The organism is Gabonibacter massiliensis (genome assembly GCA_001487125.1).
In the GTDB taxonomy this organism is placed as follows: domain Bacteria; phylum Bacteroidota; class Bacteroidia; order Bacteroidales; family Marinifilaceae; genus Gabonibacter; species Gabonibacter massiliensis.
Genome location: LN913013.1, coordinates 392,157 through 418,464 on the forward strand (window position 1 = coordinate 392,157; position 26,308 = coordinate 418,464).

Annotated in this window: 23 protein-coding genes and 1 riboswitch; of the genes, 8 read left to right on the forward strand and 15 right to left on the reverse strand. The window is 41.8% G+C overall.

Features of this window, described 5'->3' with window-relative positions; genetic code table 11:
- Positions 1 to 103: 103 nt before the first annotated feature.
- The 6 genes from metH to BN3283_RS05960 form a co-directional block, all read right to left on the reverse strand.
- A complete protein-coding gene (gene metH, locus BN3283_RS05935) occupies positions 104 to 3,625 on the reverse strand; it encodes a methionine synthase (RefSeq protein ID WP_059026069.1) in 3,522 nt (1,173 codons plus the stop codon).
- Positions 3,626 to 3,807: 182 nt separating this feature from the next.
- Positions 3,808 to 4,566, reverse strand: a complete 759-nt coding sequence (locus tag BN3283_RS05940; RefSeq protein WP_041504072.1) for a UPF0280 family protein — start codon at positions 4,564 to 4,566, stop codon at positions 3,808 to 3,810.
- A gap of 2 nt (positions 4,567 to 4,568) precedes the next feature.
- Positions 4,569 to 4,985: an NIL domain-containing protein gene (locus BN3283_RS05945; protein WP_059026070.1), complete on the reverse strand. Its 417-nt coding sequence runs from the start codon at positions 4,983 to 4,985 to the stop codon at positions 4,569 to 4,571.
- A gap of 28 nt (positions 4,986 to 5,013) precedes the next feature.
- A complete protein-coding gene (locus tag BN3283_RS05950; RefSeq protein WP_059026071.1) occupies positions 5,014 to 6,156 on the reverse strand; it encodes a homocysteine biosynthesis protein in 1,143 nt (380 codons plus the stop codon).
- A gap of 318 nt (positions 6,157 to 6,474) precedes the next feature.
- Positions 6,475 to 6,577: riboswitch (SAM riboswitch) on the reverse strand.
- 224 nt (positions 6,578 to 6,801) lie between these two features.
- Positions 6,802 to 7,371: a porin family protein gene (locus tag BN3283_RS05955; RefSeq protein ID WP_070807491.1), complete on the reverse strand. Its 570-nt coding sequence runs from the start codon at positions 7,369 to 7,371 to the stop codon at positions 6,802 to 6,804.
- A gap of 50 nt (positions 7,372 to 7,421) precedes the next feature.
- Entirely contained in the window at positions 7,422 to 8,186 is a 765-nt protein-coding gene (locus BN3283_RS05960; RefSeq protein ID WP_041503798.1) for an RNA methyltransferase, read from the reverse strand.
- Between the two features lie 56 nt (positions 8,187 to 8,242).
- Here BN3283_RS05960 and tamL point away from each other — a divergent pair, with 56 nt between their 5' ends.
- The 4 genes from tamL to BN3283_RS05980 are packed head-to-tail and all read left to right on the forward strand — an operon-like array spanning position 8,243 to position 12,971.
- A complete protein-coding gene (gene tamL, locus BN3283_RS05965) occupies positions 8,243 to 10,564 on the forward strand; it encodes a translocation and assembly module lipoprotein TamL (RefSeq protein ID WP_059026073.1) in 2,322 nt (773 codons plus the stop codon).
- A 36-nt stretch (positions 10,565 to 10,600) separates the two neighbouring features.
- Positions 10,601 to 11,548, forward strand: coding sequence for a sensor histidine kinase (locus BN3283_RS05970; protein WP_041503796.1), 948 nt, complete (start codon positions 10,601 to 10,603; stop codon positions 11,546 to 11,548).
- A 4-nt stretch (positions 11,549 to 11,552) separates the two neighbouring features.
- Positions 11,553 to 12,203, forward strand: coding sequence for a response regulator transcription factor (locus tag BN3283_RS05975; RefSeq protein WP_041504070.1), 651 nt, complete (start codon positions 11,553 to 11,555; stop codon positions 12,201 to 12,203).
- Positions 12,204 to 12,239: 36 nt separating this feature from the next.
- On the forward strand, positions 12,240 to 12,971 hold the full coding sequence (locus BN3283_RS05980) for a nucleotidyltransferase family protein (RefSeq protein ID WP_070807460.1): 732 nt from the start codon (positions 12,240 to 12,242) through the stop codon (positions 12,969 to 12,971).
- Here the strand turns inward: BN3283_RS05980 and BN3283_RS05985 are convergent.
- The 8 genes from BN3283_RS05985 to BN3283_RS06020 form a co-directional block, all read right to left on the reverse strand.
- Complete coding sequence (locus BN3283_RS05985; protein ID WP_052649366.1) at positions 12,945 to 13,334, reverse strand: DUF6146 family protein; 390 nt, start codon at positions 13,332 to 13,334, stop codon at positions 12,945 to 12,947. The two genes, BN3283_RS05980 and BN3283_RS05985, sit on opposite strands and share 27 nt — an antisense overlap.
- Before the next feature lie 116 nt (positions 13,335 to 13,450).
- The gene (locus BN3283_RS05990; RefSeq protein WP_041503794.1) at positions 13,451 to 13,828 is read right to left on the reverse strand and encodes a RidA family protein; all 378 of its coding nucleotides are present in this window, start codon (positions 13,826 to 13,828) and stop codon (positions 13,451 to 13,453) included.
- A gap of 121 nt (positions 13,829 to 13,949) precedes the next feature.
- Positions 13,950 to 14,522, reverse strand: a complete 573-nt coding sequence (rbr, locus tag BN3283_RS05995; RefSeq protein WP_059026074.1) for a rubrerythrin — start codon at positions 14,520 to 14,522, stop codon at positions 13,950 to 13,952.
- A 193-nt stretch (positions 14,523 to 14,715) separates the two neighbouring features.
- Positions 14,716 to 16,218, reverse strand: coding sequence for a potassium/proton antiporter (locus tag BN3283_RS06000; RefSeq protein WP_041503792.1), 1,503 nt, complete (start codon positions 16,216 to 16,218; stop codon positions 14,716 to 14,718).
- A gap of 12 nt (positions 16,219 to 16,230) precedes the next feature.
- Positions 16,231 to 17,502: a DEAD/DEAH box helicase gene (locus BN3283_RS06005; RefSeq protein WP_041503791.1), complete on the reverse strand. Its 1,272-nt coding sequence runs from the start codon at positions 17,500 to 17,502 to the stop codon at positions 16,231 to 16,233.
- 148 nt (positions 17,503 to 17,650) lie between these two features.
- Positions 17,651 to 19,051 carry an alanine/glycine:cation symporter family protein gene (locus BN3283_RS06010; protein WP_059027189.1) on the reverse strand — a complete coding sequence of 467 codons (1,401 nt, stop codon included), beginning with the start codon at positions 19,049 to 19,051 and terminating at the stop codon, positions 17,651 to 17,653.
- A 91-nt stretch (positions 19,052 to 19,142) separates the two neighbouring features.
- On the reverse strand, positions 19,143 to 19,685 hold the full coding sequence (locus tag BN3283_RS06015; RefSeq protein WP_059026075.1) for an HD domain-containing protein: 543 nt from the start codon (positions 19,683 to 19,685) through the stop codon (positions 19,143 to 19,145).
- A gap of 53 nt (positions 19,686 to 19,738) precedes the next feature.
- Complete coding sequence (locus tag BN3283_RS06020) at positions 19,739 to 20,425, reverse strand: superoxide dismutase (protein WP_082027483.1); 687 nt, start codon at positions 20,423 to 20,425, stop codon at positions 19,739 to 19,741.
- Positions 20,426 to 20,606: 181 nt separating this feature from the next.
- On the opposite strand from BN3283_RS06020, the gene BN3283_RS06025 reads away from it, so the two are divergent.
- From BN3283_RS06025 to BN3283_RS06035, 3 genes are read left to right on the forward strand one after another with little or no spacing between them, the layout of a single operon-like run.
- The gene (locus BN3283_RS06025; RefSeq protein WP_041503788.1) at positions 20,607 to 20,888 is read left to right on the forward strand and encodes a YtxH domain-containing protein; all 282 of its coding nucleotides are present in this window, start codon (positions 20,607 to 20,609) and stop codon (positions 20,886 to 20,888) included.
- 6 nt (positions 20,889 to 20,894) lie between these two features.
- Positions 20,895 to 21,290 carry a phage holin family protein gene (locus tag BN3283_RS06030; protein WP_059026076.1) on the forward strand — a complete coding sequence of 132 codons (396 nt, stop codon included), beginning with the start codon at positions 20,895 to 20,897 and terminating at the stop codon, positions 21,288 to 21,290.
- Complete coding sequence (locus tag BN3283_RS06035) at positions 21,247 to 21,561, forward strand: hypothetical protein (protein ID WP_147625549.1); 315 nt, start codon at positions 21,247 to 21,249, stop codon at positions 21,559 to 21,561. Before BN3283_RS06030 ends, BN3283_RS06035 begins: the two co-directional genes overlap by 44 nt.
- A gap of 13 nt (positions 21,562 to 21,574) precedes the next feature.
- Here BN3283_RS06035 and BN3283_RS06040 read toward each other — a convergent pair whose 3' ends face one another.
- A complete protein-coding gene (locus tag BN3283_RS06040; protein ID WP_059026078.1) occupies positions 21,575 to 24,772 on the reverse strand; it encodes an ATP-binding protein in 3,198 nt (1,065 codons plus the stop codon).
- A 154-nt stretch (positions 24,773 to 24,926) separates the two neighbouring features.
- On the opposite strand from BN3283_RS06040, the gene BN3283_RS06045 reads away from it, so the two are divergent.
- Positions 24,927 to 26,282 (forward strand): MATE family efflux transporter, encoded by a 1,356-nt coding sequence (locus BN3283_RS06045; RefSeq protein ID WP_059026079.1) that lies wholly within the window; start codon positions 24,927 to 24,929, stop codon positions 26,280 to 26,282.
- The last annotated feature ends 26 nt before the right edge of the window (positions 26,283 to 26,308 follow it).

Below are 26,308 nucleotides of genomic sequence, written 5' to 3' on the forward strand. Positions count from 1 at the left end.
GTTGAGATGTCCCTTTGGAAGTAATCTTACATTTATCATTCGTAAGATCGCTTCTCAAAAGAATTCAAAATAGATTACGTTACGTTTCTTTCTTTTTATACGTTTATCTGTTCAGTAATTTTTTGCCTTCTTCGAGTGAGATCCCTCTACGTCGGCAATAGTCCGCGAACTGATCGTCTCCGATTTTACCGATACTGAAATAACGGGCTTCGGGATGGGCGATCAGTAATCCGCACAGACTTGTCGTAGGGTTTATGGCATACGAAGAGGTCAGGTGAACTCCGATCTCTTCGGTTGCATTCAGTAGTTCGAACACATCTTTTTTTAGCGAGTGGTCGGGGCAAGCCGGGTAACCGAACGCGGGGCGAATCACATGTAATCCTTCGTTAAGTTGTTCCTGCATCCATTCCGCGCAGGCTTCCGCGATTCGTGCGGCCAGACTTTCCCGCAGCAATTGCTCGAACTCGCGACACGAACAGGAGGGATGTAAATCGGCCACCTTCAAACAGAAGAGTCCGATACTGTTTTTCCCCTCGGCTTTAGGCGTAATAAAATCGGCGAGGGAGATGCATTCGCTTCGCGGGGCCTGTTGGCGTAGCATCGGGAGACGATGTCCACCGTCTAAAACAATGTCGTCGTTTTCCGAATAGGCATCGTAAAAGCGTGCGATTAGGGAGACATCAAACTCTTTTTTAACGATAATCTCTTCCAACATCTTCATGGCTGCCTCGTAGGTTTTTTCAGCCTCTTCATTGGTAAATAGGATTTCGGGATATTTCCCTTTGAACCCCCAGAAATGAAAGAAAGGGGTCCAATCGATGCGGTTGACGAAATTTTCCACGTTTATGTGTTTTCCGGTCAAATGGTGTTCTCCGAATTCCGGTGGAGGATAAGAGTTCCTGTCAAAGAGCGGAGCTTTTCCTCTGGCCTCCTGCAAAGATAGTAACGGGGCGGATTTCGAATTATAGTGCTGTCGTATCTCTTCTTGCTTTTCTTTAATTTTTGCTATTGTTTTCTCCTTATCTTTTAGAAGTTGTTTTAGGATGGTTACCGTGTGGGAGGCGTCTCCGCCTTCCGTAACGCAATAATCGTATAAAGGTGCTAATTTCACCGCCGTGTGTACCGATGAGGTAGTTGCTCCCCCGACGATTAGCGGTATTTCCAATTGCTCTTTTTGCAATAGCTTGCATAACTCTTCCATCTCTCCAAGGGAAGGCGTGATCAATCCGCTAACCCCGATGAAGTCGGCTTTTTCTCGTTTGGCAGCTTCCACGATGGTAGGGTGATCGATCATAACTCCCAGATCGATCACATCGATGTTGTTGCAGGAGAGTACGGTATGTACAATATTTTTACCGATATCGTGTACGTCTCCTTTCACTGTCGCGAGTATAATCTTAGGTTTCCTCGCGGATACCCGGGTATTATTCGTGTTGTAACGCTCGATTTCCGGTTGCAAACGGGCGACGGCCTCTTTCATAACTTTGGCGGATTTTACGACTTGGGGTAAAAACATTTTACCTTCCCCGAATAATTGGCCTACCCGTTCCATTCCGTTCATCAAGGGTTTCTCTATAATTTCTATCGGAGAAGTATAGCAACCGATAGCCTCTTGAAGGTCTTCTTGTAAATAGTCGGTAATTCCTTTACTTAAGGCATAGGCCAAGCGATCTTCTAATGAATGGGAACGCCACTCTTTTGCTTCGTGCTGTTTGATTGTCGTGTCTGACATTTTGTACTTCTCCGCAATGGAAATCAGGTTTTCTGTGGCTTCCGGTTTCCGGTTTAGTACCACGTCTTCTACTGCGTTTAAAAGTTCCGGCTCGATCTCGTCGTATACCCGTAACAACGAGGGATTGACAATCGCCATATCCAATCCTGCTTGAACGGCATGGTAAAGGAAGACCGAATGCATGGCTTCCCGGATCGGATTGTTTCCACGAAAGGAGAAAGAAAGATTGGATATTCCTCCGGAAGTATGAGCTCCTCTTAGATGATCTTTTATCCATCGTACCGCTCGGATGAAATCCACCGCGTAGTTGTTGTGTTCCTCTACTCCGGTTCCGATAGCTAAAACATTGACATCAAAGATAATATCTTCGGGAGGAAATTGTAGTTGTCGTGTTAATAAACGAAATGCTCGGTCTGCGATAGTAATTTTCCGTTCGAAGGTGGTGGCCTGTCCGGCCTCATCGAAAGCCATAACGACAACGGCCGCACCCAAGCGGTGTATTTCCCGTGCTTTGTTTAAAAACTCGGTTTCTCCCTCTTTCAGACTGATAGAATTGACAATGCATTTCCCTTGAGCATTCTTTAATCCGGCCAGAAGAGTATACCAATCCGAAGAGTCAATCATAAAAGCAGCTTTGGCGACATCCGGTTCGTTACCGATGATTCGAACGAAACGTTCCATCTCGGTAACACTGTCGAGTAGAGCATCATCCATGTTGATATCGATCACGGAGGCTCCGTCGGCGATTTGCTCGCGGGCGATAGAAGCGGCTTCCTGGTATTTTTTCTCCCGGATAAGGCGGGCAAACCGGGCCGATCCGGCCACATTCGTACGTTCGCCGATATTGGTAAAATTAGTTTTGGATACATCGATCGTGACGGAATCCAACCCGCTAACCTTAAGGAGGGGATGTACTAATGGCGGTTTTCTGGGAGGAACTGTTCTCAGTGCGGTGGCGATAGCCCGGATATGCCGCGGGGTGGTTCCGCAACATCCACCTGCAATATTGATTAGCCCTTCTTCTGCCATTTTTCGGAGTTGCTTGGCTGTATAGTCCGGCGATTCGTCATACTCACCCGTTTCGTTCGGTAGGCCTGCATTCGGATAAACACTCAGGAAACAGGGAATCTTGTTGGCCATTTCCTTTAAAAAAAGATGCAGGTCTTTTGCCCCGAAAGAGCAATTCAATCCGAAGCTTAGGATCGGGTAGTGGGAGAGTGCGATGAAGAGAGCTTCTATGGTTTGTCCGGTTAAGGTTCGTCCACTGCGATCGTTTACGGTAGCTGAAAGCATGACCGGAAGTTTACTCCCTTTTTCTTCTTGTACTTTCTTGATGGCATAAAGTGCTGCTTTGGCATTTAATCCGTCGTATATGGTTTCGACCAATAACAAATGCACACCACCGTCAACGAGTCCTCGTACCTGGATCTCATAAGCGGCTGCTAAGGTATCAAAATCGATACTCCGGAATTCGGGTCGTTCGGGATCAGGCGATAGCGTTAAGGATTTTGAAGTAGGACCGATACTTCCGGCAACGTAAATTTTCCGTTCCGTGTGGTTCCTTGCCACCTCGACCGCGATACGTGCCCCCTCCGCGTTGAGTTGATATACCCGGTCCGAGCACCCGTAATCTTCCTGCGATATGGCGTTTGCGTTAAAGGTATTGGTTTCAATAATATCGGCTCCAGCCTCTATGTAACTCTCGTGTATTTCTCGAATAATATCCGGGCGGGTAAGGTTTAGGATGTCATTGTTGCCTTTTAATGGAAGCGGATGATCGGTGAATGGCTCTCCCCGAAAATCTTTTTCACTCAAACGGTATTGCTGTAGGGCAGTTCCGGTTGCTCCGTCCAGTATCAGTATTCTTTTATGTAGTTCTGTTCTTATATCCATGATAAAGAATGGTTTATTTGCATGAAGCCAAAGAAACGGTCAGTATGGTCGAACATGGCCTTAGCTTTTTAAATTTTGTTCTTCCTGTCTTCAAATTTACATAAATTTATTGGTTTATGATGTCTGTAAAGCCAATAAGGCTGTTCTGTTTAGACTTATAGACTTAGCGAACCTCATTTGTTTTATTTCCAAATTTTGAAATCGAATTTTCCCGAGATACCGATCTGTGTATCCTTGATGCAGATTGCTGCCAAAATCTTCGGTATATCTCCGATTTTTTCAATGCAAGGTTCTATATCGGCTGTCGTTTGAATTTGATTGGCAAACGCTGTGGCATAGGTGTCAGCCAAAGCGCAATCCTGACAAACGATCATGACGGCATCCGCTTGACCAAAACTTAGGGAAGGCCCTACCGTTCCCGATGAAGTACAAATTCCCAAGGGAGAACGGTCGGCACGAATCGTGAATCCTACTTTCTCGGATAGCGGAGAAGATCCCGCGAATACGGCGATATCGATATCCTCGTGAATATCTGCATAGATATCGCCGCCGTTTTCGATGATGATTTCCCGGATGGGAAAAGCCGTCTTCAGTTCTGCTGCAATTTGTCCGGCAACGGCTCCTGCAACGGCACTCATCGGGCCGATCCCTGAAACGTCGGAAACCTCCGCCATCTTTCGGATAATAGCGGGAGCTTCGGTTCTGGGCGTGTAAGGGATCAAAGCTTTTCGGTACTCGGGATCTTGGTTTAGATAAGTATCCATCTCTTGTCGCAATCGTATGACACGGGAGAGGGCGTAGGCTCGTATCTCCTCCCGGTAGGAAGCCTTATCGATGCCGATCCATAAATCGGTTTCCTTATGGACGATCGTGAACGTACACCAACGCTCTTGTCTCAGATGTTGTCGGTAGGTACGATTCGTGTATTCCCTGTTGTTCATGGTCATTGGATTTCGGAAAATTCAATTTTAAAGAGCTTCAAAGGACAAGCCTTCAGACATAGTTTACAGGCAATGCACTTTTCAGGATTAAATCGGAGTTTCCAGTCCGGAGCTCCGATTGTCAATGCGTGAGAGAAACAGGCGGAAACACAATTTCCGCAGTTCAAACAACGATTTTCGTCGTGTGAAACTTTGCTGGAAACCGGATTTACCGTGACCCCATTTTGGTTCAAATAGGCGATGGCCTGATCGATTTTTAATGTGTCGGCATCGAATTCAGCCAACAAAGTTCCCGTTTTTCCAGGTTGGATTTCAGCTTTCAATAGGTTGATTTTTATATCATAGATGCGAATAAGGTCATATACCAACGGTCTGTCTGTGGCATCAACCGGAAACGATAGTATTAATTTTTGGGCCATAATTTGTTTTTTTGTCTGTTCATACTTGTTATTCTTGTTCTTTCAGGCTTTTTAATGAAGTGCCGACAGGCATCGGACGAACCGGCTCTGTCAATAGAAAATCGCCTTTTCGAATCCATTCTTTTAGTATGTTAGCGATCTCAATAGCCTTGGAGAGACTCGAGACGGGGGCTGTTCGAATTTTCTGTCCATCGATTTCGATCTCTCCGGATTGTAAGGCTGCATAATTCGTTTTTCCCAGTATTTTATTACCGTTTCCATAATCAACGATAGTGGTTTCGATTTGTTCGTTTCGGATGGAAACCCGCCGGGCCATATCTTCGTCCAAAATCGGTATGGGAATGCCGATTCCCACGAAAAGGCTTACCCCGTATTTCTCGTAATAAACACCTCGTAGAAATTCGGTACTCATGTTTTTCAGGTCTCCGATAACGGCTAAGGTTCGAGCGTTACTTGTCGGTATTCCGTAATCATTCACTTCTTTCGTGGAATGAAATTGTGTACCATTCCAGGCAACATAGCCTTCTGTTCCGCAAAGAAAAATACGGGTTCCCAAGCCGATGGTACGACATTCCGGATCGTTTATCAGGGGAGAGAGCTCTCCGGCCGTACTATAGGCGGCATTACGTAACTTGGGTAGTAACGTACCCATATAGGTATATTTGATTTGATCCGTTGAGTTTGTGGCTACATTATAATTTTGATAAGCATTTCTCGGGTTATAGAGATATGCTTCGTTAACGGTGTCCTTTGTTACCTTGGTTTTGATGTGTTTTCGAGGGTAACAATCCGTACCTTTTCCCCACGCTTCCAATGTAATTTCTTTTCCGGCAATAAGATCTTCTATCAGATGTGCTCCTCCGTAAGTAGGATTCTCCGGATTGCAATCTGTTGCCCCGATATAGGTATCTACCGCGGCCAGTCCTCCGCAGACCCGTATGCCGTTCAGTTCTATTTTTTCCATACGAATGGGAGGATTGGCGTGTCCGAAATTCAGGAATGCGCCGGAAGAACACATCGCACCGAATGTTGCCGTGGTTACTACATCTACTCGTTCCGCAATTTCTTTAGGCGAACAGGTTTTTGCCAATTCTGAAACTTCTTTTGCCGTCAGTACAACGGCAGTTCCGTTTTTGATTTTTTCGTTTATTTCCGTATATGTTCTTGTCATGATGGATTCTTTTATGAATTGTTAGAATGAAACAAAGATTTCCGGGTAAATGCCTTGCAATTACCATGATTACAGGTGGTAACGAATAGTTTGCGGTAGGGAATCCTAACGGGAAGTTGTCGTTTAACTTCCTGTTGAAAAACTTTTCAATACTACCTTGAAATCAAAAATCAAAAAAAAGTCTGGGGTAAAAGAATATTAGCGCATGCAGCGCATACGCATAGACATGACGAAAAGAGGAGAGAAGGAACTTTTACTGTTAGGAGCGATTCCGTTTCGATACTGATTTTTCTTTTCTGCTTTCATGTTTTTTGTTTTAAATTATAACTCCTGCTTTCAGGTCGGGTTTTGGCACCTTTCGAATTTTCGCAGGTTGCCGGAGTTTCTATGAGCCCGTTCTCTCTACTCCTCTTTATAATTCAAATAATCTTTTGAAGATTGAATTGATGTGACAAAGGAAAAGATAAAAAAAGAATAAAGCAAATCTTTTCGTGATTTTTAATGGAAGGAATTAAATGATTCTGTGATTGAGAGATTCTGTGATTGGGTGATTAGTAAAATGAACGTAGAATTTTTAATGATGGTTTTTTATGAGAAAACACACTGCCTGTTATTATTTCAGGCAGTGTGTTCTTTTCTTTTTCATTATATGATTTTGAAACCGAGAGTCAGATTAACCGTACTCGGAGCTTTTACTCCGTCACCGAATTTTTTTAAACCGAATTCGTAATCCACATCGAAGGTCACTTTCCATACATCGACTCCGGCTCCGACCTTTCCGTTCCACATCATCTTATCGGTATCGAAATAATCTTTAGAAAGTCCTTTAATCTTTACGTCTTTGGTTATGAATGAAGCGACCGGACCTACAAATCCACGTAACTTCACGACGGGCAACTTTAGAAGATAATAACCGACCATGACAGGAATATCTATGGATGAGTATTTTAAATTCCGTTTCTCATTCGTTGCCTTGTCCTTTGCCTGCGTTTCCTTGTGTGCAAAATTCAAAGCCGGTTCCAAGTAGATTTTTCCGAAATTGACTCTTACAAAGGCTCCAAACATATAGCCACCATGAGATTCAACTTTTAAGTCTTTTACTTTAATTTTCGTGTCGTTCCAACCTCCATGAATTCCGATACTGATAGGAAACGATTGTGCCATTGTCACTACACTGAAGAGACAAAATAAAGATAATACTACCAATTTTTTCATATTGCATTTCATTTTAGTTCCGGTGTAAAAATATGAATAATTTTTAATTTTTAAATCTGTTTACGTTTAAATTCAGATAGAATAATACCGGTGGCAACACCTACGTTTAGGGATTCTGTCGAATAAGTGCCATCAGCAAAACTGGGTATGGTCAATTTCCGGCTTACGAATTGTTCTATTTCGGGGGATATGCCTTTACCTTCGTTTCCCATCACGATAAACCCTCGCTCTTCCAAATGGGAGTGGTAGATGTTTTCACCGTTGAGGAAAGTACCGTAACATTTGAAATCATCTTTCACGAACTGAGGGATAAAGGAAAGCAAATCCACGTAATAAACGTTTACGCGAAAAATAGCTCCCATACTGGCTTGAACGCATTTGGGATTAAAAATGTTTGCACAATCGTAATCGCAAAATACGGAATGGATGCCGAACCAGTCACATACTCTTAGGATGGTTCCCATGTTACCCGGATCTTGTATACCGTTTAATATCAGAGAAAGTGTGTTGCTGATTTTTTCCGGTTGATACGTTTTATCGGGAATTTCAGCCAAAGCAATCACTTCCGGTAAAGATTTGAAATTGGATAGAGGCTTCATTTCAATCTCGTTTACTTCTATGGTCCGGCATTGTCTTGGGATTCGGGGATGACGATCTATCCATTCCGGATAAGCGACAATGGTATCGATTTTCAGATCGGACAAAAGTAATTCACCTACTAATTTTTCACCTTCTATTTTAAAGAGATTATATTTATCCCTGAATTTCTTTTTTTCGAGGTTTTGGATTACATTTGTTAGATGTTTGCTAAGCATATTTTAGGCTTGCTGGTTAATAAAATACAAACATAATATTTTTTTGAGATTTGAGCATGGGTGCGGTGTGTAAGATAGGTATTATTTTGTCTATATTTTGTTTTTTCTATTCTTGTTCTCCAACCAAGTATGTGGGAAAAGATGAGTATTTGTTGGATCGGGTACGGGTAAAAGTGAGCGGTCACCGGGCGAACAGGAGTGATATTAAGCGGAATATACGTCAGAAACCGAACACCCGTATATTAGGGGCAAGTCGTTTTCATTTGGGGTTATATAATTTAAGCGGACGAAACGAGAAGAGATGGCTTAACAGGTTATTGCGTCGTATAGGAGAAGCTCCTGTAATTTATAATCCTTTTTTGACGACCAGAAGTAACGAACAAATTAGTTTATATCTCCGTAATAAAGGTTTTTACAAAAATCAGGTGAAAGATACCGTGTACTATAAAAAGAAAAAAGCCATTGTAGAGTATCGGATAAACACGGGTCCGCAGACGAAAATAGACGATGTCTCTTTTTTGCAAAAAGAGGAAAGGAACAATAAGGAACTGACAGGGGAGAGCAATCTGGTGGAAATGTATTATCAGGATACGCTGAAAACCTTATTGCATAAAGAGATGCCTTTGGATATGGATGTGCTGGATAATGAAAGGGAGCGAATAACGCGTATGTTGCGGGAAAAGGGATATTTCAATTTCTCCAAAAATTTTATTCAGTTTTTTGCCGATACCTCTTCGGTCAGTCGGGCCGAGACGGCAAAATTGTTTGTCCATATCATTCAAACGGTTGCGGATAGTGCTGCCTTTCAACGTTATTTCCTGAGAGATATTCATTTGGATTTCGATTACGATCCTTTGTTGAACGTGGGTGGGAGAGACTCCTCTGTCAGGCATATGGAATACGACGGATACAAAATTACCTACCGGGATCGGCTGAAGATAAAACCTAAGGTCATTACGGAGACCATTCAGATGGAACGCATGGAATTGTATAATGTGCAACGGGTGTTGGAGACTTATTCCCGCTTGCAAGCGTTGAATTTATTCAAATTTATTAATATAGATTTCAAGGAGGTCGAGACGGACGACGAGGTAAAAACCTTGGATTGTTATATTCAATTGTCACCGGTCAAACGGCAATCCTATAATGTTTTTTTGGAGGGTACCAATAGTTCCGGTAATTTGGGTATCGGGGGAAATTTCACCTATAATCATCGTAATCTTTTCAAAGCAGGAGAAAATTTTTCCGTAAGCGTATGGGGAACATTGAAAAAGGAACAAATTGACGAAAAAGGAAAGATTTTTAATACGAAGGAGATCGGGGCGGAGATCAAGTTCGTTACTCCCCAGTTTTGGATGCCTTTTTTCAAAATGAAGGATTTCAGGCGTAATTTTGCCCCGAAAACTTCTATCTCTTTTTCATACGGGTATGAATATACGCCTTATTATACCCGTTCCGTTGTGAATGCCCGTTTTGGTTATCTCTGGAGGCTTTCCAATAAAAGATGGAGGTATAATTTCGATTTAATCGATTTGAATTACGTGTTAATGAAGAATGTAAACCGGAGTTTTGTCGATAGTTTGAAAAACGAATACATTAAAAATACGTATACCGACCATATGATTTTTTCAGCTGTTTTTTCAGCGACCTACACGGATCAGATCGTTAATTCAAAGGAGATGAGTTACAATTATTTCCGGGCTAATTTAGAGTCTTCGGGTAATTTGTTATGGGGTATCGACCGATTGTTCGGGGAGAGGAGAAAGGGAGAGAATCGGGATGATAAATATTACAAATGGCTGGGGGTACGTTATGCCCAATTTGTAAAGGCGGATGCCGAATACCGTTACCACTGGTATATTAATCGGGCCAACTCGATCGTTACACGGTTGTTTATAGGTTGTGGCTATCCGTACGGAAATATGAAGGTATTGCCTTTCGAAGAGTCCTATTATTGCGGGGGGGCAAGTGATATCCGGGCGTGGCAAACCCGGACGTTAGGACCGGGCTCTTACGATTTGGGGAATAAATATCCCAACAGCGTGGGAGATTTTAAGTTGGAGGCCAATATAGAGTACCGTTTTAAGTTAATTTGGTTGTTGGAAGGGGCATTGTTTGTGGATGCGGGCAATATCTGGAATATAAATCCTAAAGAAGACAGGCCAGGTGCGCAATTGAACACGGAATTTTTTAATCAGGTTGCCATCGGCACGGGTGCGGGGTTGAGGATCAATGCCAATTTTTTCCTCTTGCGTTTTGATTTGGGTATTAAAGTGAAAGACCCGGCTTTGCCTGCCGGGAATCGTTTTGTGATGTTTAATTCGAAAGGAGGGTTCAGGCGTTCCGTGTTTAATATCGCTATCGGTTATCCTTTCTGATGGAAAGTGTAGATTATTAATTGAAATATAAAGGTAATGGTTTCTCAAATTGTGGTTTATCTCTCTCTGTTGTTTCAGGTCGTGGCTATGGGTTTTGCCATTAGTTTGTTCAAACGGACTAAATTCAATGCAGCCTGGATTCTTATTTCTACCGGTTTTTTTCTGATGACGATTTATCGGGTGATCGAATTGTTCCCTTCCATGAGACGAGGCGAATACGAGGAGCTTTATTTGACGAAAGTATGGTTGTCGTTTATAATCTCTTTAGCCTTTGCTATCGGTGTATTTTATATCCGTAAGGTTTTTCAGTTTTTACGTCGTTTGGACGAGATCCGGGACGAATCAGAAAAGCGGGTGGTTTCGGCGATCATTCGTACGGAAGAACAGGAGAGACAACGCTTTGCCAAGGAGTTGCATGATGGATTGGGACCTTTATTGAGTGTCATTAAAATGTTGTTATCCGGGTTTAATACCCAGAATAAGGAAGAGGTAAACGAACGGATAAAAAATAACCTGAAGCAGGCAGTTGACGAGGCAATCGTGAGTGTTCGGGAGATATCGGCCAATATCAGTCCTCACATATTGAATAATTTCGGATTGAAGGATGCAACGGACTCTTTTATTCGTAAATTGCGTCCTGCAGAAGGAATCGATATTCAATTTAAGACCAATATTGCCGGAAGACGATTTACCTATAACGTGGAAGTGATCATGTATCGGGTGATTTGTGAATTGATAAATAACACGTTACGTCATGCGGAAGCTACTAAGGTTCGAATCGATCTTCGATATAGAAATGATATGCTTTATTTGGAATACGAGGATAATGGCTTGGGATTTGATATGCAACAGATCGAGAATGAAGGAGGAATGGGGTTAAGCAATATGCGTTATCGCTTGAATTCGGGAAATGGAGATATAGAGATATTCAGCTGTCAGGGAAAAGGGATGAAAGCTACTGCTTTTATTAAATGTAATGTGTAAGACTATGGATAAATTAAGAATATATTTGGTCGACGATCATAAATTATTTCGGGAAGGGTTGAAATTATTGCTTTCCAATCAGGATTTCGTACATCATATTTATGAAGCCTCTAACGGTAGGGAATTTATAGAAAACTTGTCGTTTGTGGATTGCGACGTGGTATTGATGGATATTGAAATGCCGGAGATGAATGGGATCGAAGCTACGATTCAAGCCATGAAAATGAAGCCGGAGCTGAAAATTATTGTACTTTCCATGTACGGAGACGAGCAATATTACTATAAAATGATTGATGCCGGAGCTAAGGGGTTTATGCTTAAAAATTCCGGTATCGATAAGGTCGTAACCGCTATCCAAAAGGTTTCCGAAGGGGAGAGTTTCTTTTCCGAGGAACTTCTTGTGAATATTCTGAATAATATGCGTGATAATAAAGCGGACAGTCACGACGTGGTTGATAATGACATATCCGAACGGGAATTGGAAATTCTTTACCAGGTATGTCGAGGATTATCTAATCAGGAGATTGCAGACAAGCTGTTTATCAGTAAACGAACGGTGGATAAGCATCGGGCTAATTTATTGAGTAAAACGGGATGTCGGAATACCGCGGCTTTAGTCATGTACGCGATTAAAAATAAATTGATTCAGGTGTGAATATACAGGATAACGGTTCTTTAAATGGCGATTATAATGAATGGAATGATATTTGCGGCAGGCTTGGGAACTCGTTTGCGACCTTTGACTAATGATCGGCCTAAAGCGTTGGTGGAGATTAACGGAAGGACTCTATTGGAACGGGTTATCGGGAAAATGAGGTCGGCAGGAGTGGAGCGTTTGGTCATTAATATTCATCATTACGCGGATCAGATTGAAACTTTTCTGAGAATACATAATTGTTTTGACATGGATATCCGCTTGTCGGACGAGCGGGAGTTATTGTTAGATACGGGAGGAGGGGTTAGGAAAGCCCGTGAACTGTTTATTCCGGAAAAAGCGGTATTGATTCATAATGTGGATATCCAGACAGATGTGGATCTTTTGGAATTGATCGCTCAACATGAAGACCGGAAAGCGTATGCGTCTTTAGTGGTACAAAAAAGTGAAGCCGACCGGGTGTTGAAATTCAATCGGGAAGGAATACTGAAAGGATGGGAAAACAAGAAAACCGGAGAACAAAAGATTGTTGACGATGATTTCTATTGTTCCCAAGAGTATAATTATTGCGGTATACAAATATTAAGTCCGGAGTATTTGGATCGTATGATTCATACGGGCGTATTTTCTATTATAGACGAACATCTGGAACAAGCGAGATCATATTCGCTCCAAATGTTTTTATACGAGGGGCGATGTTTGGATCTGGGAACGCCCGAGGCTATCCGGCAGGCTTCTTTGTCAGAGCTTTCCGCTTCCCGGTATTAACTTGATCTTATTGGTATCTTCGAAGAATTTGAAATACATGTAAAGCTTGTAATTGAAATCGAAGCCGTAATCAATCCTCATACTGTAATCGATGTAACTATTCACGCGAGGATCTCCGCTTGCGTACCTGCGATTCCATTCCTGGGCGTAACGATAGTTGGTGAATTGATAGTATTCGTTGCTGTACTGATTTACGATGCTTTTATGGGTGGCCATCCAATAATCGAAACCGGGGTCGAATACAATAAGTTCGTAACGTGTAGAATCTTTGATTCCGAGACGTCCCGTTTTATTCGTCATATGCTGTCGTGATGCACAAGAGAAAAAGAGTACTGTTAATACAAGAATACCTAACGTTTTCATCGGATAAAGATTTAATTTATAAATTATTATCTCCTAAGTTACGAATTTTATGTAATATAACCATAAAAAAGGGGAACAAAATATCTTGTTCCCCTTTTTTTCCTGTTCCGATAGAATTATTTGACCGCGATGGTTTCAATTTCAACCATGGCTCCCATCGGAAGGGCTTTTACGGCAAATGCGGCTCGTGCGGGACAATCTGTCTTGTAATATTTAGCGTATATTTCATTCATATCCGCAAAATAGGACATATCTCCTAATAAACAAGTGGATTTGACCACGTTTTCAAAAGTATATCCAGCCTCTTCGAGAATATAGCCGATGTTTTTTAAACATTGTTCTGTTTGTTCCTTAACTCCTCCTTCCACGAACTTTCCCGTGTTTACATCAATGGGAAGTTGCCCGCTGATATAGAGTGTTCCGTTTGCTTCAATAGCCTGACTGTATGGACCGATAGCTTTAGGGGCCTGGGCCGAATTAATTACTTTTTTCATAATGATTATATCCATGTTTATAAATTACTGTAATATACGCGAATATACATAATTTGTTTAAAAGAAAACGAAGCTATCGGAAAACCCTCCGACAGCTTCGTTTTTTAATGATAAAGGAATATCAATAGTTATTCTTTTTCTCTTCAAAATAGGCTTGTGGATGGGCACAGGCGGGACAAGCCTTGGGAGCTGTTTTGCCTTTGTGGACATAACCGCAGTTCCGGCATTGCCATAAGATCTCTTCCTCTCTTTCAAATACTTTTCCGGCTTCAACCCTTTCCAATAGTATCCGGTAACGGGTTTCGTGTTCGGCTTCTACAGCAGCGATATTACGGAAAACAGCGGCGATAGCGTTGAATCCTTCCTCTTCGGCTACTTTTGCGAATTCAGGATACAACTCGGCCCACTCTTCGTTTTCCCCTTCTGCGGCAGCTTTCAGATTTTCTGCTGTCGTTCCGATTTTTCCGGCGGGATAGGAGGCTGTGATTTCAAGCATTCCGCCCTCTAAAAATTTGAAGAAACGTTTCGCGTGTTCTTTTTCCTGCTCGGCTGTCTCTGTAAATACGGCAGCAATCTGTTCAAAACCCTCTTTTTTAGCTACACTTGCGAAAAAGGTATAGCGATTTCTCGCCTGTGATTCTCCTGCAAATGATTTCAATAGGTTTTGTTCTGTTTTAGTTCCTTTAATACTCATAAATTTTTTGTTTTGGTGTTTTTGATTCTATTTTGATGATACAATTGTACAATAAAATACAATGAAAAACAAATCTTTATTTTTTATAAATGAATAAATAAAATCTATAAACATGGAACTCTTTTCGGAGGCAAAAGCAATGTCCCGAAAGGTACGCACTCTCCGCGTATCTGAATAATATCGGATATATTCGTCAACTGTTTTTTTGCATGGAATAGTTTTCTATACCCAAACTTTCATAGGTTTTCTTGAGCTCCTCGTCATTGTCCGTGATCACGAGGAGTTTATCTCCTTCGTGGAGTTTTGTTTTGCCTTTGGGAACGCAGAAAGATCCCTCTACCCGTTTGACCATCACGATTAACGTATTATCAGGTAAGACAAGGTCCATGAGGAGTTCTCCTTTGGCAAGCATCGAAGGGGTGACTTCGATTTCAGACATGGCCGTTTTGATATCTTCGGGAAGTTCCAGATTGAATGCCGCTTGCTCCGGCTCGGGAGTCGATAATCCTAAGAATTTTGCCATATAGCTGACGGTAGTTCCTTGAATAACTAAAGAGAGGATGGTGATAAAGAACACGACATTGAATATTAAAGAGGCGTGTTGAATATTAGCGATTAGCGGATAGGTCGCGAAAATGATGGGAACGGCCCCTCTTAGACCGACCCATGAAACGTATACCCTGGACTTGGTACTCATCTTCCGGAAAGGAAGCAGGCAAAGGAATACCGTTAAAGGGCGAGCCACGATAATCATGAAAATACCGACCAATATACCTAATCCGGCTATCGGTATCAAATCGGCGGGATTTACCAATAGACCCAACGTGAGGAACATTACGATCTGGAAAAGCCAGGTAAAACCGTCAAAAAAGGTCATTAAACTCTTTTTGTGTACCATCTTGTGATTTCCGACCATTAATCCGGCAATGTATACGGCTAAATAACCGTTTCCCTTTAATAAATCTGTAAATGAGAATATAAAAAATACAAATGCTAACAGCAATACGGAATATAACGACTGGTTGATATTGATCTTATTGATCGTGAAACGAGCTAAATGCCCTAATAGATAACCGGAAACGGCACCGATGCTCATTTGCATAATAAATTGCAAGACCGTACCGCTTATACTGGATTCCCCGGATTGAATGACCTGTATCAACAATATTGTAAGCATGTAGGCCATGGGGTCGTTACTACCACTTTCCAACTCTAAAAGGGGGCGAAGATTCTCTTTTAGTCCTTGCCGTTTGGATCTTAGAATCGAAAAAACGGATGCCGAATCGGTAGAGGACATGACTGCGGCCAATAAAAGAGATTCGGTAAATGTCAGAGAGATAAAGTCGTTCGTCAGTCCTGTAATCTGGTATATAAAATAACCTGTTATAAGTGCAGTTATCATTACTCCAAAAGTGGCCAACACTATGCCTTGTCCTACCACGGGTTTTATTTCGGACATTTTGGTGTCCATACCACCCGAAAATAGAATGATACTTAAGGCGATAACTCCGATAAATTGAGCGATTTCCGGGTTGTTGAACTGGATACCGAGTCCATCATTACCGAATAACATTCCGACTCCTAAGAAAAGCAACAGTGCAGGTACTCCGAACTTGAATCCGGCTTTCCCGGCAATTATACTTGTAAATAATAAAATGGATCCGATAAGTAAGATATTTCCTGCATTGAGAATCATAAGGTAGTATTTTTAAGGATTAGTGATCGAGTTCGGGTTATCTTTGCGTTTCGAGAAATTTTTCTTTTTTACGAAAGAAGGTTTCTGGGATTTACGGTTGAATTGTTTTTTAGGTTTGCCTTCAAACGCCTGCGGGTTGTAGGTAGGTGCTTCACCCAATTCGGAAGGAAGCGGAATCTTGTATACTTCTTCTTCTATGAATTCTTCGATTCGGTGGAATTTGCCCTGTTCTGAATCGGAGACGAAAGTAATGGCCACACCATCTGCACTGGCTCTTGCCGTGCGGCCTATTCGATGAATATAATCCTCCGGATCGTGGGGTACATCGAAATTGATGACCAGACCGATTTCATCGATATCGATACCCCTGGCGACGATATCGGTGGCAACCAGCACGTCTGTTTTACCGTTTTTAAAGTTCAGCATAACCGATTCCCTTTCGGGCTGTTCTAAATCCGAATGCATGGCAGCCACGTTAAATCGTTTGCGTTTTAGGGTATATGCTAAGTCTTTTACTTTTTGTTTGGAAGAGGCGAAGATGATTGTTTTGTTTTTCGTGGGTTTATTGAATAACTCTTCGATAATCCCCATTTTTTGTCCTTCGTGACAAATATAGGCAGCCTGTATGATGGCTTCGTTCGGTTTTGAAATGGCAACATTGATCTCTTCCGGATTCCGTAATACCTTTTGTGCCAATTGTCTGATCTTCGGTGGCATGGTCGCTGAAAACAAGACTGTTTGTCTTTCTTTGGGAAGCTTTTCGACGATTTGCATGATATCGTCAAAAAATCCCATATCCAACATCCGGTCGGCCTCGTCCAACACGAAATATTCCACTTTGGAGAGGTCGATATCACTATGTTGAATATGTGAGATTAAGCGCCCGGGAGTCGCGATGGCTATGTCTGCTCCTAACCGGAGTCCTTTCTTTTGTTGTTCCCACAAGGCTCCGTCACCTCCGCCGTAGACGACCACCGTGGATACGGGTAGAAAATAGGAAAATCCTTCGAATTGAATGTCGATTTGTTGTGCCAACTCTCTCGTCGGAGCCATAATGAGTGCTTTCACTACATCTTCGGGGTGGTCTTTTTCGGCCAACCGATTCAATATCGGTAGAATATAAGCCGCTGTTTTTCCGGTTCCGGTTTGTGCACAGGCAATCAGATCTTTCCCTTCCAGTATGACGGGTATGGTTAATTCTTGTATAGGCGTTGTCTCTTGAAAATTCATTGCATCAAGTCCCTCTAATACAGGGGATGCCAGTTCGAGCTCATCAAATCTCATCTTCCAATAGTTTCTTTTGTTTTTATATGCTTTCTTGCATTAAATTAAGTGCTAACCGATAATTGGTTAATAGTTAATATTAAACACCTCAAATTTCTAAGCAAAGTTAATAAAAAAATTATTTTTTTGATTATTTATTAATGTAATATCATTGCCATTCACTCGTAGAATCTTTTAATTCCGGAATACTCTCTGATTTGAACGCGGGGCTATGTATGCCGGATTTCTTTTGCTGGTGATAATCCTTTAAAGCTTTAAGGGCTATTTTGCCGAGTAACACGATTGCAATCAGGTTGATAATTGTCATAACAGCCATCGCCAAATCCGCCAAATTCCAGACCAGATCCAAAGCGGCCCAAGAACCGAAGAGTACCATGAGTCCGACGGCTACCCGGTACAATTGCAGGTAGATCCGTTTGGGAGAGATAAATATCATGTTCGTTTCACAGTAGGAGTAATTACCGACAATGGAGCTGAAGGCGAATAGTAGAATACTGATAGCGATAAATTGTCCCCCCGCGGGACCTATTTGATGGGAGAGGGCCATTTGTGTCAATTGAATTCCCTTGGTCGTACCGTCCAAGGGAATGTCCGAGAGGAGGATGATGAAAGCCGTACAACTGCAGATAATGATGGTATCCGTGAATACGCTTAAGGCTTGAATTAATCCTTGTTTGACCGGATGGGAGACATCGGCGGTGGCTGCGGCGTTCGGGGCGGAACCCATACCGGCCTCATTGGAAAACAGACCGCGTCGGATTCCCTGCATGATCACGACTCCTAAACCTCCTCCGGCGAATTGTTCGAAACCGAAGGCATCGGCGAATATGGTGGTAATAAGATGAGGTATACTCCCGGCGTTCATGAATAGGATAAAAAGCGCAACCAATATGTAAGCAATGGCCATTAGGGGAACAAGAATACCCGATATGACGGCAATCCGGTGGATTCCTCCGAAAATGACTAATAGAGTGAATATCGTTAATAAAATGCCTAACCAGGTGCGGTCTATACCAAAAACCTCGTGAAAGGCAAGTGTAACCGTGTTGGCTTGTACGGAATTAAATACAAGCCCGAATGTGATGGAGATAATAACGGCAAATAAAATACCCATACCCCTTTTTTTCAATCCTTTCTCCATGTAGAAGGCAGGTCCCCCGATGAAGGTACGTTCTCCTTTGGTTTTGTATATCTGGGCTAATGTCGATTCTATAAATGCCGAGGCAGAGCCGATAAGGGCTATCAGCCACATCCAAAAGACAGCTCCCGGACCCCCTAAGGCTAAAGCCGTTGCGACGCCGGCTAAATTTCCGGTTCCGACCCGGGATGCGGTGGCGATGCAGAATGCTTGAAATGAAGATACCGAATTTTTACTTTTTCCGCTTGTTATGCCTTCTCCCAAAAGTCGGAACATCTCCCGGAAATTCCGGAACTGCACGAACCGACTGAGAAATGTGAAATAAAGCCCGATGGCGATTAAGGGAACGATCAAAAAATAGGTCCAAATAAAATCGTTCGAAAAGATAATCCAATTGTTAAGTTTATCCATAATCATTATTTTTCTTACGGATATACGTAAACAAGTGTAGATCGGTTGTAAAGTAGTCTTATTTTTATGGATTATCCATTCCCGTACGGGTTCATTTCAAAAAGAGGTCGTACAACTCTTGCAAACGGGAAGATGCTTCCGATCCGAAAGCCTCTATCTCCTTGCTGATTTGTTGAACGGATTTTTCCCGGGTTAAGTCTTTACTTTTAGAAAAGAATTTGTCCGCTAAACATATTAATTTTTCTTCTTTACTTAAAGGGAGCATCTCCCTTTCCGGAAGCGGAAGATGTCGTTCCCGGATCATTTTCGAGCTTATTCCGGATCCGGTGTGGCGTTCGCACACTAAAGCGTGCCGGGGAAATCCTTCCTGGCGTAGCAATTCGGCTCCTAAATAACCGTGGCATATGTAAGGTTTATCACCGTGGCAACCGATCTCCGGAGCATATGTGAGAAAGATGCCGATATCATGCAGCAGGGAGGCCTCTTTAATAAATGACGTATCCAACTCCATTTCTGGGTGGAATCCGGCGAGTTCCAAGGCTTTTTCCATAACGGCTCTACTGTGAGAGTACAAAATGGAGTAAGCCTTGGAATTCGGATCGTAATATTTATGAAGTAATTCGATGGGATTCATGATCTGCTTTTTGTTTTGACAAAAATATAAAATCCATCGGTAATTATTACAGATTATTTATCGTATCTGCTTTTGACGGTATTCCAATCTATAATGGTCCAGATTTTTTCGATATGGTCTGCCCGTTTGTTTTGGTAATCGAGATAGTAGGCGTGTTCCCATACGTCGATGCCTAATAGTGGCGTATACCCTTTGGTAATCGGATTTCCGGCATTGTTTTCCTGAAGAATGAGCAGTTTCCCGTTTTTGTCTTTGGCTAACCAAACCCAGCCGGAACCGAATAAGGATGTTGCTGCCGTTGAAAATGCCTTTTTAAAATTGTCGAAAGATCCCCACTCTTTTTCGATAGCAATTAAAAGTGCTCCGGAAGGATATAGGGTTGCATGTGGCGAAAAGGTATTGAAATAGATGATGTGATTCAGTGTTTGTGCCGCATTGTTAAAAATAGCTCCGTTTGAGTTTTTGACAATGGTTTCCAGATCGCTGTTTTCAAATGGGGTTCCGATGATTAATTTATTCAGGTTCGTAATATACCCCTTCAAATGTTTTCCGTGGTGAAGGTTCATGGTCTCTTCACTGATGACGGGGGATAGAGCGTTTGCTTTGTAGGGAAGCGGAGGTAGTGTAAAACGTTCTGACGTCTCTTTTTTCTGTGTTTGTGCCTGTATATACGGATTTTCGTTCAGTAATACGGTGAAAATCAGAAAAAGAGCAAAGCGGTAATAATGTGTAGCTTTCATTTTGTAAACTTTTGGTTATGGATTAAATATTATTCTCTTTTGTTTACGGATGAGCCGCGGAATTGGTTGCCGGAGTAAGAATATCTCTCTCGATTGAATCGATTTTATAAAATATTGTTAAAGAACTAAACTTTTTAATGAGGTGATTCGTTTCTTATGAACAAAACTAAAAATAGAAGAAATGAAACACGCAAATGTAAAATTACTGTTGGGTCTGGGAATCGGAGCCGCGGTAGGAGCTGCCATAGGATATTATATGGCATCGGATAAGGGTAAATTAAAAGAAGATGTTCGTCATGCGGTAGATGAAGTGAAAGAGGGGGTCAAATCCGCTTATTCGAAAGTCAAAACGAAAGCTGAAAACATCCGGGAAGAGATGACGGACAAGGCTAATGAAGTTTCCCGCAAGGTAGCAGACAAGGTAGAAAACGTGAAGGAAGAGGGAACGGCTAAAAAACAATAGTCATCCATGGAAAAAGCTGCTGAAAAGATATTCGCGAGGTTGAAGGAAGATCTTTTAACTTATGCGGAGTTGAAGCTGGAACTTTTGAAATTACATACCTACGAGAGAGTCTCTAAAGTGATAGCGATTCTTTCGTACGGTATCGTATTGATTTTGCTCGCTTTTTTTACCGTATTGTTTTTATTCTTGGGATTAGGTTTTTATTTGGGAGAACTTTTAAATAGTACGGCGCTTGGATTCATTGTGGTGGCAGGAATATACCTGATCTTTTTTATGATCATCGCCTTTTTTAAAGAAAGGATTCGAACGAAGGTGGTGAATGAGATATTAATATCAATGATGGCTAAAGACGATAAAGATGAAGATGACGAAGTTGACACCTCTGGAAGAACTGATAGCTGAGAAAAAGGACGTGCGTTCCCGGCTTCGGCTTCAGGAAAAGAAATTGGGTGAGGATTTTTCTTATGTTCGACAACATGCTGGAAGTTTGTTCTTGTCCGGGCTTTCCCTGCTGTTTTTTCCTTCTTCATCCGATGATACGAAGAAAAGCGACTCTCCTTTCAATGGTTATTTTTCGGCTTTAAAGTCGGTTATGCCTTTTATTTGGGACGTGACCTTACCGATACTTATCCGTTGGTTTGTAAAAAAAATAGTTTCTCTCTTTCGAAAATGATCCGGTGCTACTTCTAATTAATGAACCTTTTTATCATCTCTTTCAAAAGAGAAGCCTGTATGGGTTTGGTGATGTATTCGTTACATCCGGCTTCTAAAGCTTTTGTCCGATCCTTGTCGTAAGCGAAAGCTGTTAAGGCGATAATCGGTACGTGTATATGTTTTTTCCGTATCCGTCTGGTAGCTGTCAGGCCGTCCATATCCGGCATTTTTATGTCCATAAGAACCAGATCGGGATGTCTCTCTTCCACCATCTTTATTGCTTCCAGACCGTTCAATGCCCTGAGTACGGTGTATTCTTTCTTGAGGATAGTTGAGATCAATATATAATTGCTGTCCGTGTCTTCTGCTACTAAAATAGTAGGTTTATTCAAATTCTTTTCCGGTTGTATTGTATTGGTTAGCGTGACTTCCGTTTCGGTCGCTTGTGACGGAATGTAAGGTATGGTAAACCAGAAACGCGACCCGACTCCTTTTTCGGAGTCGACGCCGATAGTGCCTCCCATTTGTTCCACGATGCTTTTGCATATGGCTAATCCTAATCCGGTTCCGTGGATGAACGTGTCTAATTGCACGAAGCGGTCGAAAATAGAGTGAATGTGTTCTTGGTCTATACCGATACCTGTGTCCTGTACATAAAATTCTATCTGGTCGCGAGTAAAACGATAACCTAACGTGATGCTTCCCCGAGAGGTGAATTTTATAGCGTTGTTGATGAAGTTGGATATGACTTGATGTAAACGATTCCTGTCACTGAATAGATGGCATCCCGGTTGATGATCCCCGAAAACGAGTTGGATGTTTTCCGGTGTTTTCAGTCGTGACGAACGAATGATTTCCTGACACAACAGATTCACGTCTACATCACCGTTTACGACTTCAAATGTGCCGGCTTCTATTTTAGAGAGGTCGAGAATGTCAGAAATAAGTTGTAATAAGAGATCCGTATTTTCTTGTATGATATTTATGTATTGTTGTTTCTCGGCTTGTTCGGAGGTATCCAGAAGAAGATTGGAAAAGCCGACGATGGCATTTAAAGGTGTCCGGATCTCGTGGCTCATGTTGGCCAAAAAAGCGGATTTTAACTTGTCTAATGTTTCTGCCTTAATTTTGGCTTCCGTTAATTTGGCTTCAATTTCTTTCATCTCGGTGATGTCGAAATTGATACCGGTCAATTCAAGATAACGTTTGTTTTCCAACGCTCTCGAAGCAATGTCGCTTCTGATCCATTTCCATTTACCGTTATCGTCTTTTACCCGTACCTCTTTATGCATCCGGTTTATCTTTCCGCTCAGGAGATCCCGGTATAATTTTTTTATTTCCGGTCTGTCTTCGGGATGGACGTGCGGATATACCCCGATGATATTTTCGAATTGAGAATCTTCGGAAGCCCCCCAATTCTTAAACCATTGACTGATGGCAAATCCTTTTTGTTCTTCTTGATTCCAACGGCAATAACCGATTTTTGCATAGTCGGCGATGATGGAAAAGAAATTTTCAAACTCTTTAATTTTATTGTGGGCTGTCAAGATTTCCGTGTTATCGATAACGATAAAGAGATAATTCTGAAAGTGATCGTTATTATCGTATAGAGGAGTTATTCTGATCAATAAGTTCTTTATCGCGTTTTGATAGTTGGTTTTGTAATATTTGTGAAGGTTGACTTTAGAGAAATCATACCTGACAACATAATTCACTTCTTGCCTGGCCAGAACCTGGGCTTTGACCTCTTCCGTGAAGTTCGGATTATCGAGGAAATTGACCCCCAGAACATCCTCTTTACGGGTTAATCCGAATATCTCCAGATCTTTGTTGTTGATATCGATGGCAATTCCGTTTTTATCATAGATCTCTATGCCCACGGGAATGTTTTTATATATGTTTCGTAACATTTTTTCGCTCCGATCCAGCGCTTCGTGGGCCTTTACGGTTTCTGTGGTATCGGAGAATAGAGCGACGATCTCTTCTTTACCGGGAGAATAGATGATGGTGCGGCAATATTTATTACCGTTATTTACAGAATAATTGGCCTCGTAATAATTTTTTACGGAAAGAATATCGGTTAATTCTTTTAAAGAGGGGCCGGAACTTATCGGAAAGTTTAAAGAACTGGCGTTTTTACCGATAATATGATGACGATTTTTACCCGTGATTTCTTCAAAAGCCGGATTGGCATCAAGGTAGATGTAGTCTATAGGCGTTCCTTCGCCGTCGTATATCAATTTCATGCGTATGTAGCCTATGGGCATGTATTGATAGAGATTTTCAAAATATTCTCTTTCCTTATGTGCGATTTGCTCGGAACGATATAATTGTATACAAATGCTGATGATATTCCCCATGGAAGCAAACCATTGATAATCTTCATTGCTCCAGGAACGGTACTCCTTCATTATATTGATGCCCAAATAGCCCCATACCCGGTCTTTGGACAGCATGGGGACCATCATCATGGATTTTATATGCTGGGCATCCCAGCGCATTTTCTCTTTTGAACCTTGTTGTGGAATTTCATCCAGGTTAGATAATATAATGGGAATGGAATTCATCAATTGCCGGTTCTTCCAAGGAGTTTCGTCAATATGCAGAGACAGGTCGGCCTGTTGATTTTGCGGTAGTCGATCGTTTAAGACTTCATACAAACAATGTTGGGTCATGTCTTTCTGGTCGTATTCGATAATGTATACCCGATCCCCGTTAAATTGTTCCTGGATGTCGTATAGTATTTTTAGAATGACACTTGAAATTTCTTCGGTTTGTAAAAATGTGAGTAAGGAACGGGAAATACTGTTTTGTTGGTATAATAGGTGATTGACCTTGTTTAATGCTTTTCTGTCTGTGTCTTTTTCTTGGTCTTCAATACATTGCAGAAATCCCCATGCGACGAGATGCCCTCTCTCGTCTCTCTCTTTTAAACCTAATTGGGAGTGAACCCATCGTATACCGTATTTGGTATGAATGGGAAATATTTGTTCGTACACGTCTTGGGCCAAAATGAAAGCAAATTCATTGGTGATACGTGCTTGATAATCTTCTCGTATAAACTCCTTGAAATCATAGAAAGGGAGGATATCGGATTTTAGGTCCAGTAGATCTATGATGAAATTGGAACAGGTATATGTTTTGTCATGAAAATCGGCTTTCCACCATCCCCATTTTGCCATATTTAAAAGAGCTTTCAGCTTATCCGGTACAATTTCGTTTTCTTTCATATCACCTTTATATAATTTCCCGACTAAAATAGGTAATATTCGTGAAATAATGAGTCAGTTTTCCTGTTATTTTCATTACCTTTACATGCTCTTTTGGATGATCGTTTCTTGAATATCCAAATACTTTTCAGATTCGAAATATAAAAATGAACATATGTCAGTGACAAGTACTCCTCACATATTGGAGACCAAACCGATTGGTAAGCTACTATTACAATATTCAATTCCGGCAATTATCGGAATGACGGTCACGTCTTTATATAATATTATAGACAGTATATTTATCGGGCATGGGGTAGGCCCTTTGGCTATTTCCGGATTGGCGATTACCTTTCCGTTAATGAATCTTGTCATTGCTTTTTCTACTTTGGTCGGGGTCGGGGGAGCTACGATCACCTCGATTTATTTGGGACAAAAAGATGTAGATAAAGCAACTCGTGTCTTGACTAACGTATTGTTGCTTTGTACCATCAACGGATTTTGTTTCGGGGGAATTACCTTGTGGCTTTTAGAACCTATTTTGCATTTTTTCGGGGCGAGTCAGGATACGCTTCCTTATGCCAGGGATTTCATGCAGGTGATTTTGCTTGGAAATCCTATATCTTTCGTTTTTATCGGTTTGAATAATATCATGCGGGCGACGGGATATCCAAAGAAAGCCATGCTCTCGTCTCTGGTGACGGTATTTGCCAATATCATTCTGGCACCCGTATTTATATTCCATTTCGATTGGGGAATTCGTGGGGCGGCGACAGCCACGATCCTTTCGCAATGTTTGGGATTAATCTGGATTTTAAGCCATTTCCTGAATAAATCGAGTTTTATTCATTTTAAGTCCGGTTATTTTAAGTTACAGAAACGGATTGTCATGAGTATTTTTTCTATCGGAATGTCTCCTTTCCTGATGAATGTTTGCGCGAGTACCGTGGTCATTATTTTGAATAATAGTTTTAAGACGTACGGGGGGGATTTAGCAATCGGGGCTTACGGTATTGTAAATCGGGTATTGACTCTTTTCGTGATGATCGAGTTGGGCTTGACACAGGGAATGCAACCTATCGTGGGGTACAATTATGGAGCGAAGCACGGCGATCGGGTGAAAAAGACGTTGAGAATCGCTTTGTTTGCCGGAGTTTCCATTATGACCTTCGGATTCCTGATGAGCGAAATTTTTCCTCATGCGATCGTGGGGATGTTTACCGGTCATGAACAGTTGATCGAACTGGCTAATGCGGGATTGAGAATTACTTGTCTTATGTTTCCCTTCGTGGGAGCTCAAATCGTTATTACGAATTTTTTCCAGTCTATCGGAAAGGCTAAGGTTTCTATTTTCCTTTCCCTTTCCCGTCAATTATTGTATCTATTACCCTGTTTGTTGATCTTACCCCGTTACTGGGGAATTACCGGCGTTTGGGGAAGTATGCCCATCTCGGATTTTGTCGCTTTCGTGACGGCTGTAGGAACGTTGATTTATTTTAAGAGGCATGCGATTTTTCTGAAAGAGGTATAAAAAGGAACGAACCGGAAATGAGCTAA

Bases quoted from the DNA above. Each gene is read 5' to 3' on its own strand.
- BN3283_RS06020 (WP_082027483.1), bottom strand. From the start codon at position 20,425: ATGAAAGCTACACATTATTACCGCTTTGCTCTTTTTCTGATTTTCACC.
- BN3283_RS06030 (WP_059026076.1), top strand. From the start codon at position 20,895: ATGGAAAAAGCTGCTGAAAAGATATTCGCGAGGTTGAAGGAAGATCTT.
- BN3283_RS06005 (WP_041503791.1), bottom strand. From the start codon at position 17,502: ATGAGATTTGATGAGCTCGAACTGGCATCCCCTGTATTAGAGGGACTT.
- BN3283_RS06010 (WP_059027189.1), bottom strand. From the start codon at position 19,051: ATGGATAAACTTAACAATTGGATTATCTTTTCGAACGATTTTATTTGG.
- BN3283_RS05955 (WP_070807491.1), bottom strand. From the start codon at position 7,371: ATGAAAAAATTGGTAGTATTATCTTTATTTTGTCTCTTCAGTGTAGTG.
- BN3283_RS06015 (WP_059026075.1), bottom strand. From the start codon at position 19,685: ATGAATCCCATCGAATTACTTCATAAATATTACGATCCGAATTCCAAG.
- BN3283_RS06045 (WP_059026079.1), top strand. From the start codon at position 24,927: ATGTCAGTGACAAGTACTCCTCACATATTGGAGACCAAACCGATTGGT.
- BN3283_RS05985 (WP_052649366.1), bottom strand. From the start codon at position 13,334: ATGAAAACGTTAGGTATTCTTGTATTAACAGTACTCTTTTTCTCTTGT.
- tamL (WP_059026073.1), top strand. From the start codon at position 8,243: ATGGGTGCGGTGTGTAAGATAGGTATTATTTTGTCTATATTTTGTTTT.
- BN3283_RS05950 (WP_059026071.1), bottom strand. From the start codon at position 6,156: ATGACAAGAACATATACGGAAATAAACGAAAAAATCAAAAACGGAACT.
- BN3283_RS05975 (WP_041504070.1), top strand. From the start codon at position 11,553: ATGGATAAATTAAGAATATATTTGGTCGACGATCATAAATTATTTCGG.
- BN3283_RS05980 (WP_070807460.1), top strand. From the start codon at position 12,240: ATGAATGGAATGATATTTGCGGCAGGCTTGGGAACTCGTTTGCGACCT.
- metH (WP_059026069.1), bottom strand. From the start codon at position 3,625: ATGGATATAAGAACAGAACTACATAAAAGAATACTGATACTGGACGGA.
- BN3283_RS06025 (WP_041503788.1), top strand. From the start codon at position 20,607: ATGAAACACGCAAATGTAAAATTACTGTTGGGTCTGGGAATCGGAGCC.
- BN3283_RS05945 (WP_059026070.1), bottom strand. From the start codon at position 4,985: ATGGCCCAAAAATTAATACTATCGTTTCCGGTTGATGCCACAGACAGA.
- BN3283_RS05990 (WP_041503794.1), bottom strand. From the start codon at position 13,828: ATGAAAAAAGTAATTAATTCGGCCCAGGCCCCTAAAGCTATCGGTCCA.
- BN3283_RS05940 (WP_041504072.1), bottom strand. From the start codon at position 4,566: ATGAACAACAGGGAATACACGAATCGTACCTACCGACAACATCTGAGA.
- BN3283_RS06035 (WP_147625549.1), top strand. From the start codon at position 21,247: ATGAAGATGACGAAGTTGACACCTCTGGAAGAACTGATAGCTGAGAAA.
- BN3283_RS06000 (WP_041503792.1), bottom strand. From the start codon at position 16,218: ATGATTCTCAATGCAGGAAATATCTTACTTATCGGATCCATTTTATTA.
- BN3283_RS06040 (WP_059026078.1), bottom strand. From the start codon at position 24,772: ATGAAAGAAAACGAAATTGTACCGGATAAGCTGAAAGCTCTTTTAAAT.
- BN3283_RS05960 (WP_041503798.1), bottom strand. From the start codon at position 8,186: ATGCTTAGCAAACATCTAACAAATGTAATCCAAAACCTCGAAAAAAAG.
- BN3283_RS05970 (WP_041503796.1), top strand. From the start codon at position 10,601: ATGGTTTCTCAAATTGTGGTTTATCTCTCTCTGTTGTTTCAGGTCGTG.
- rbr (WP_059026074.1), bottom strand. From the start codon at position 14,522: ATGAGTATTAAAGGAACTAAAACAGAACAAAACCTATTGAAATCATTT.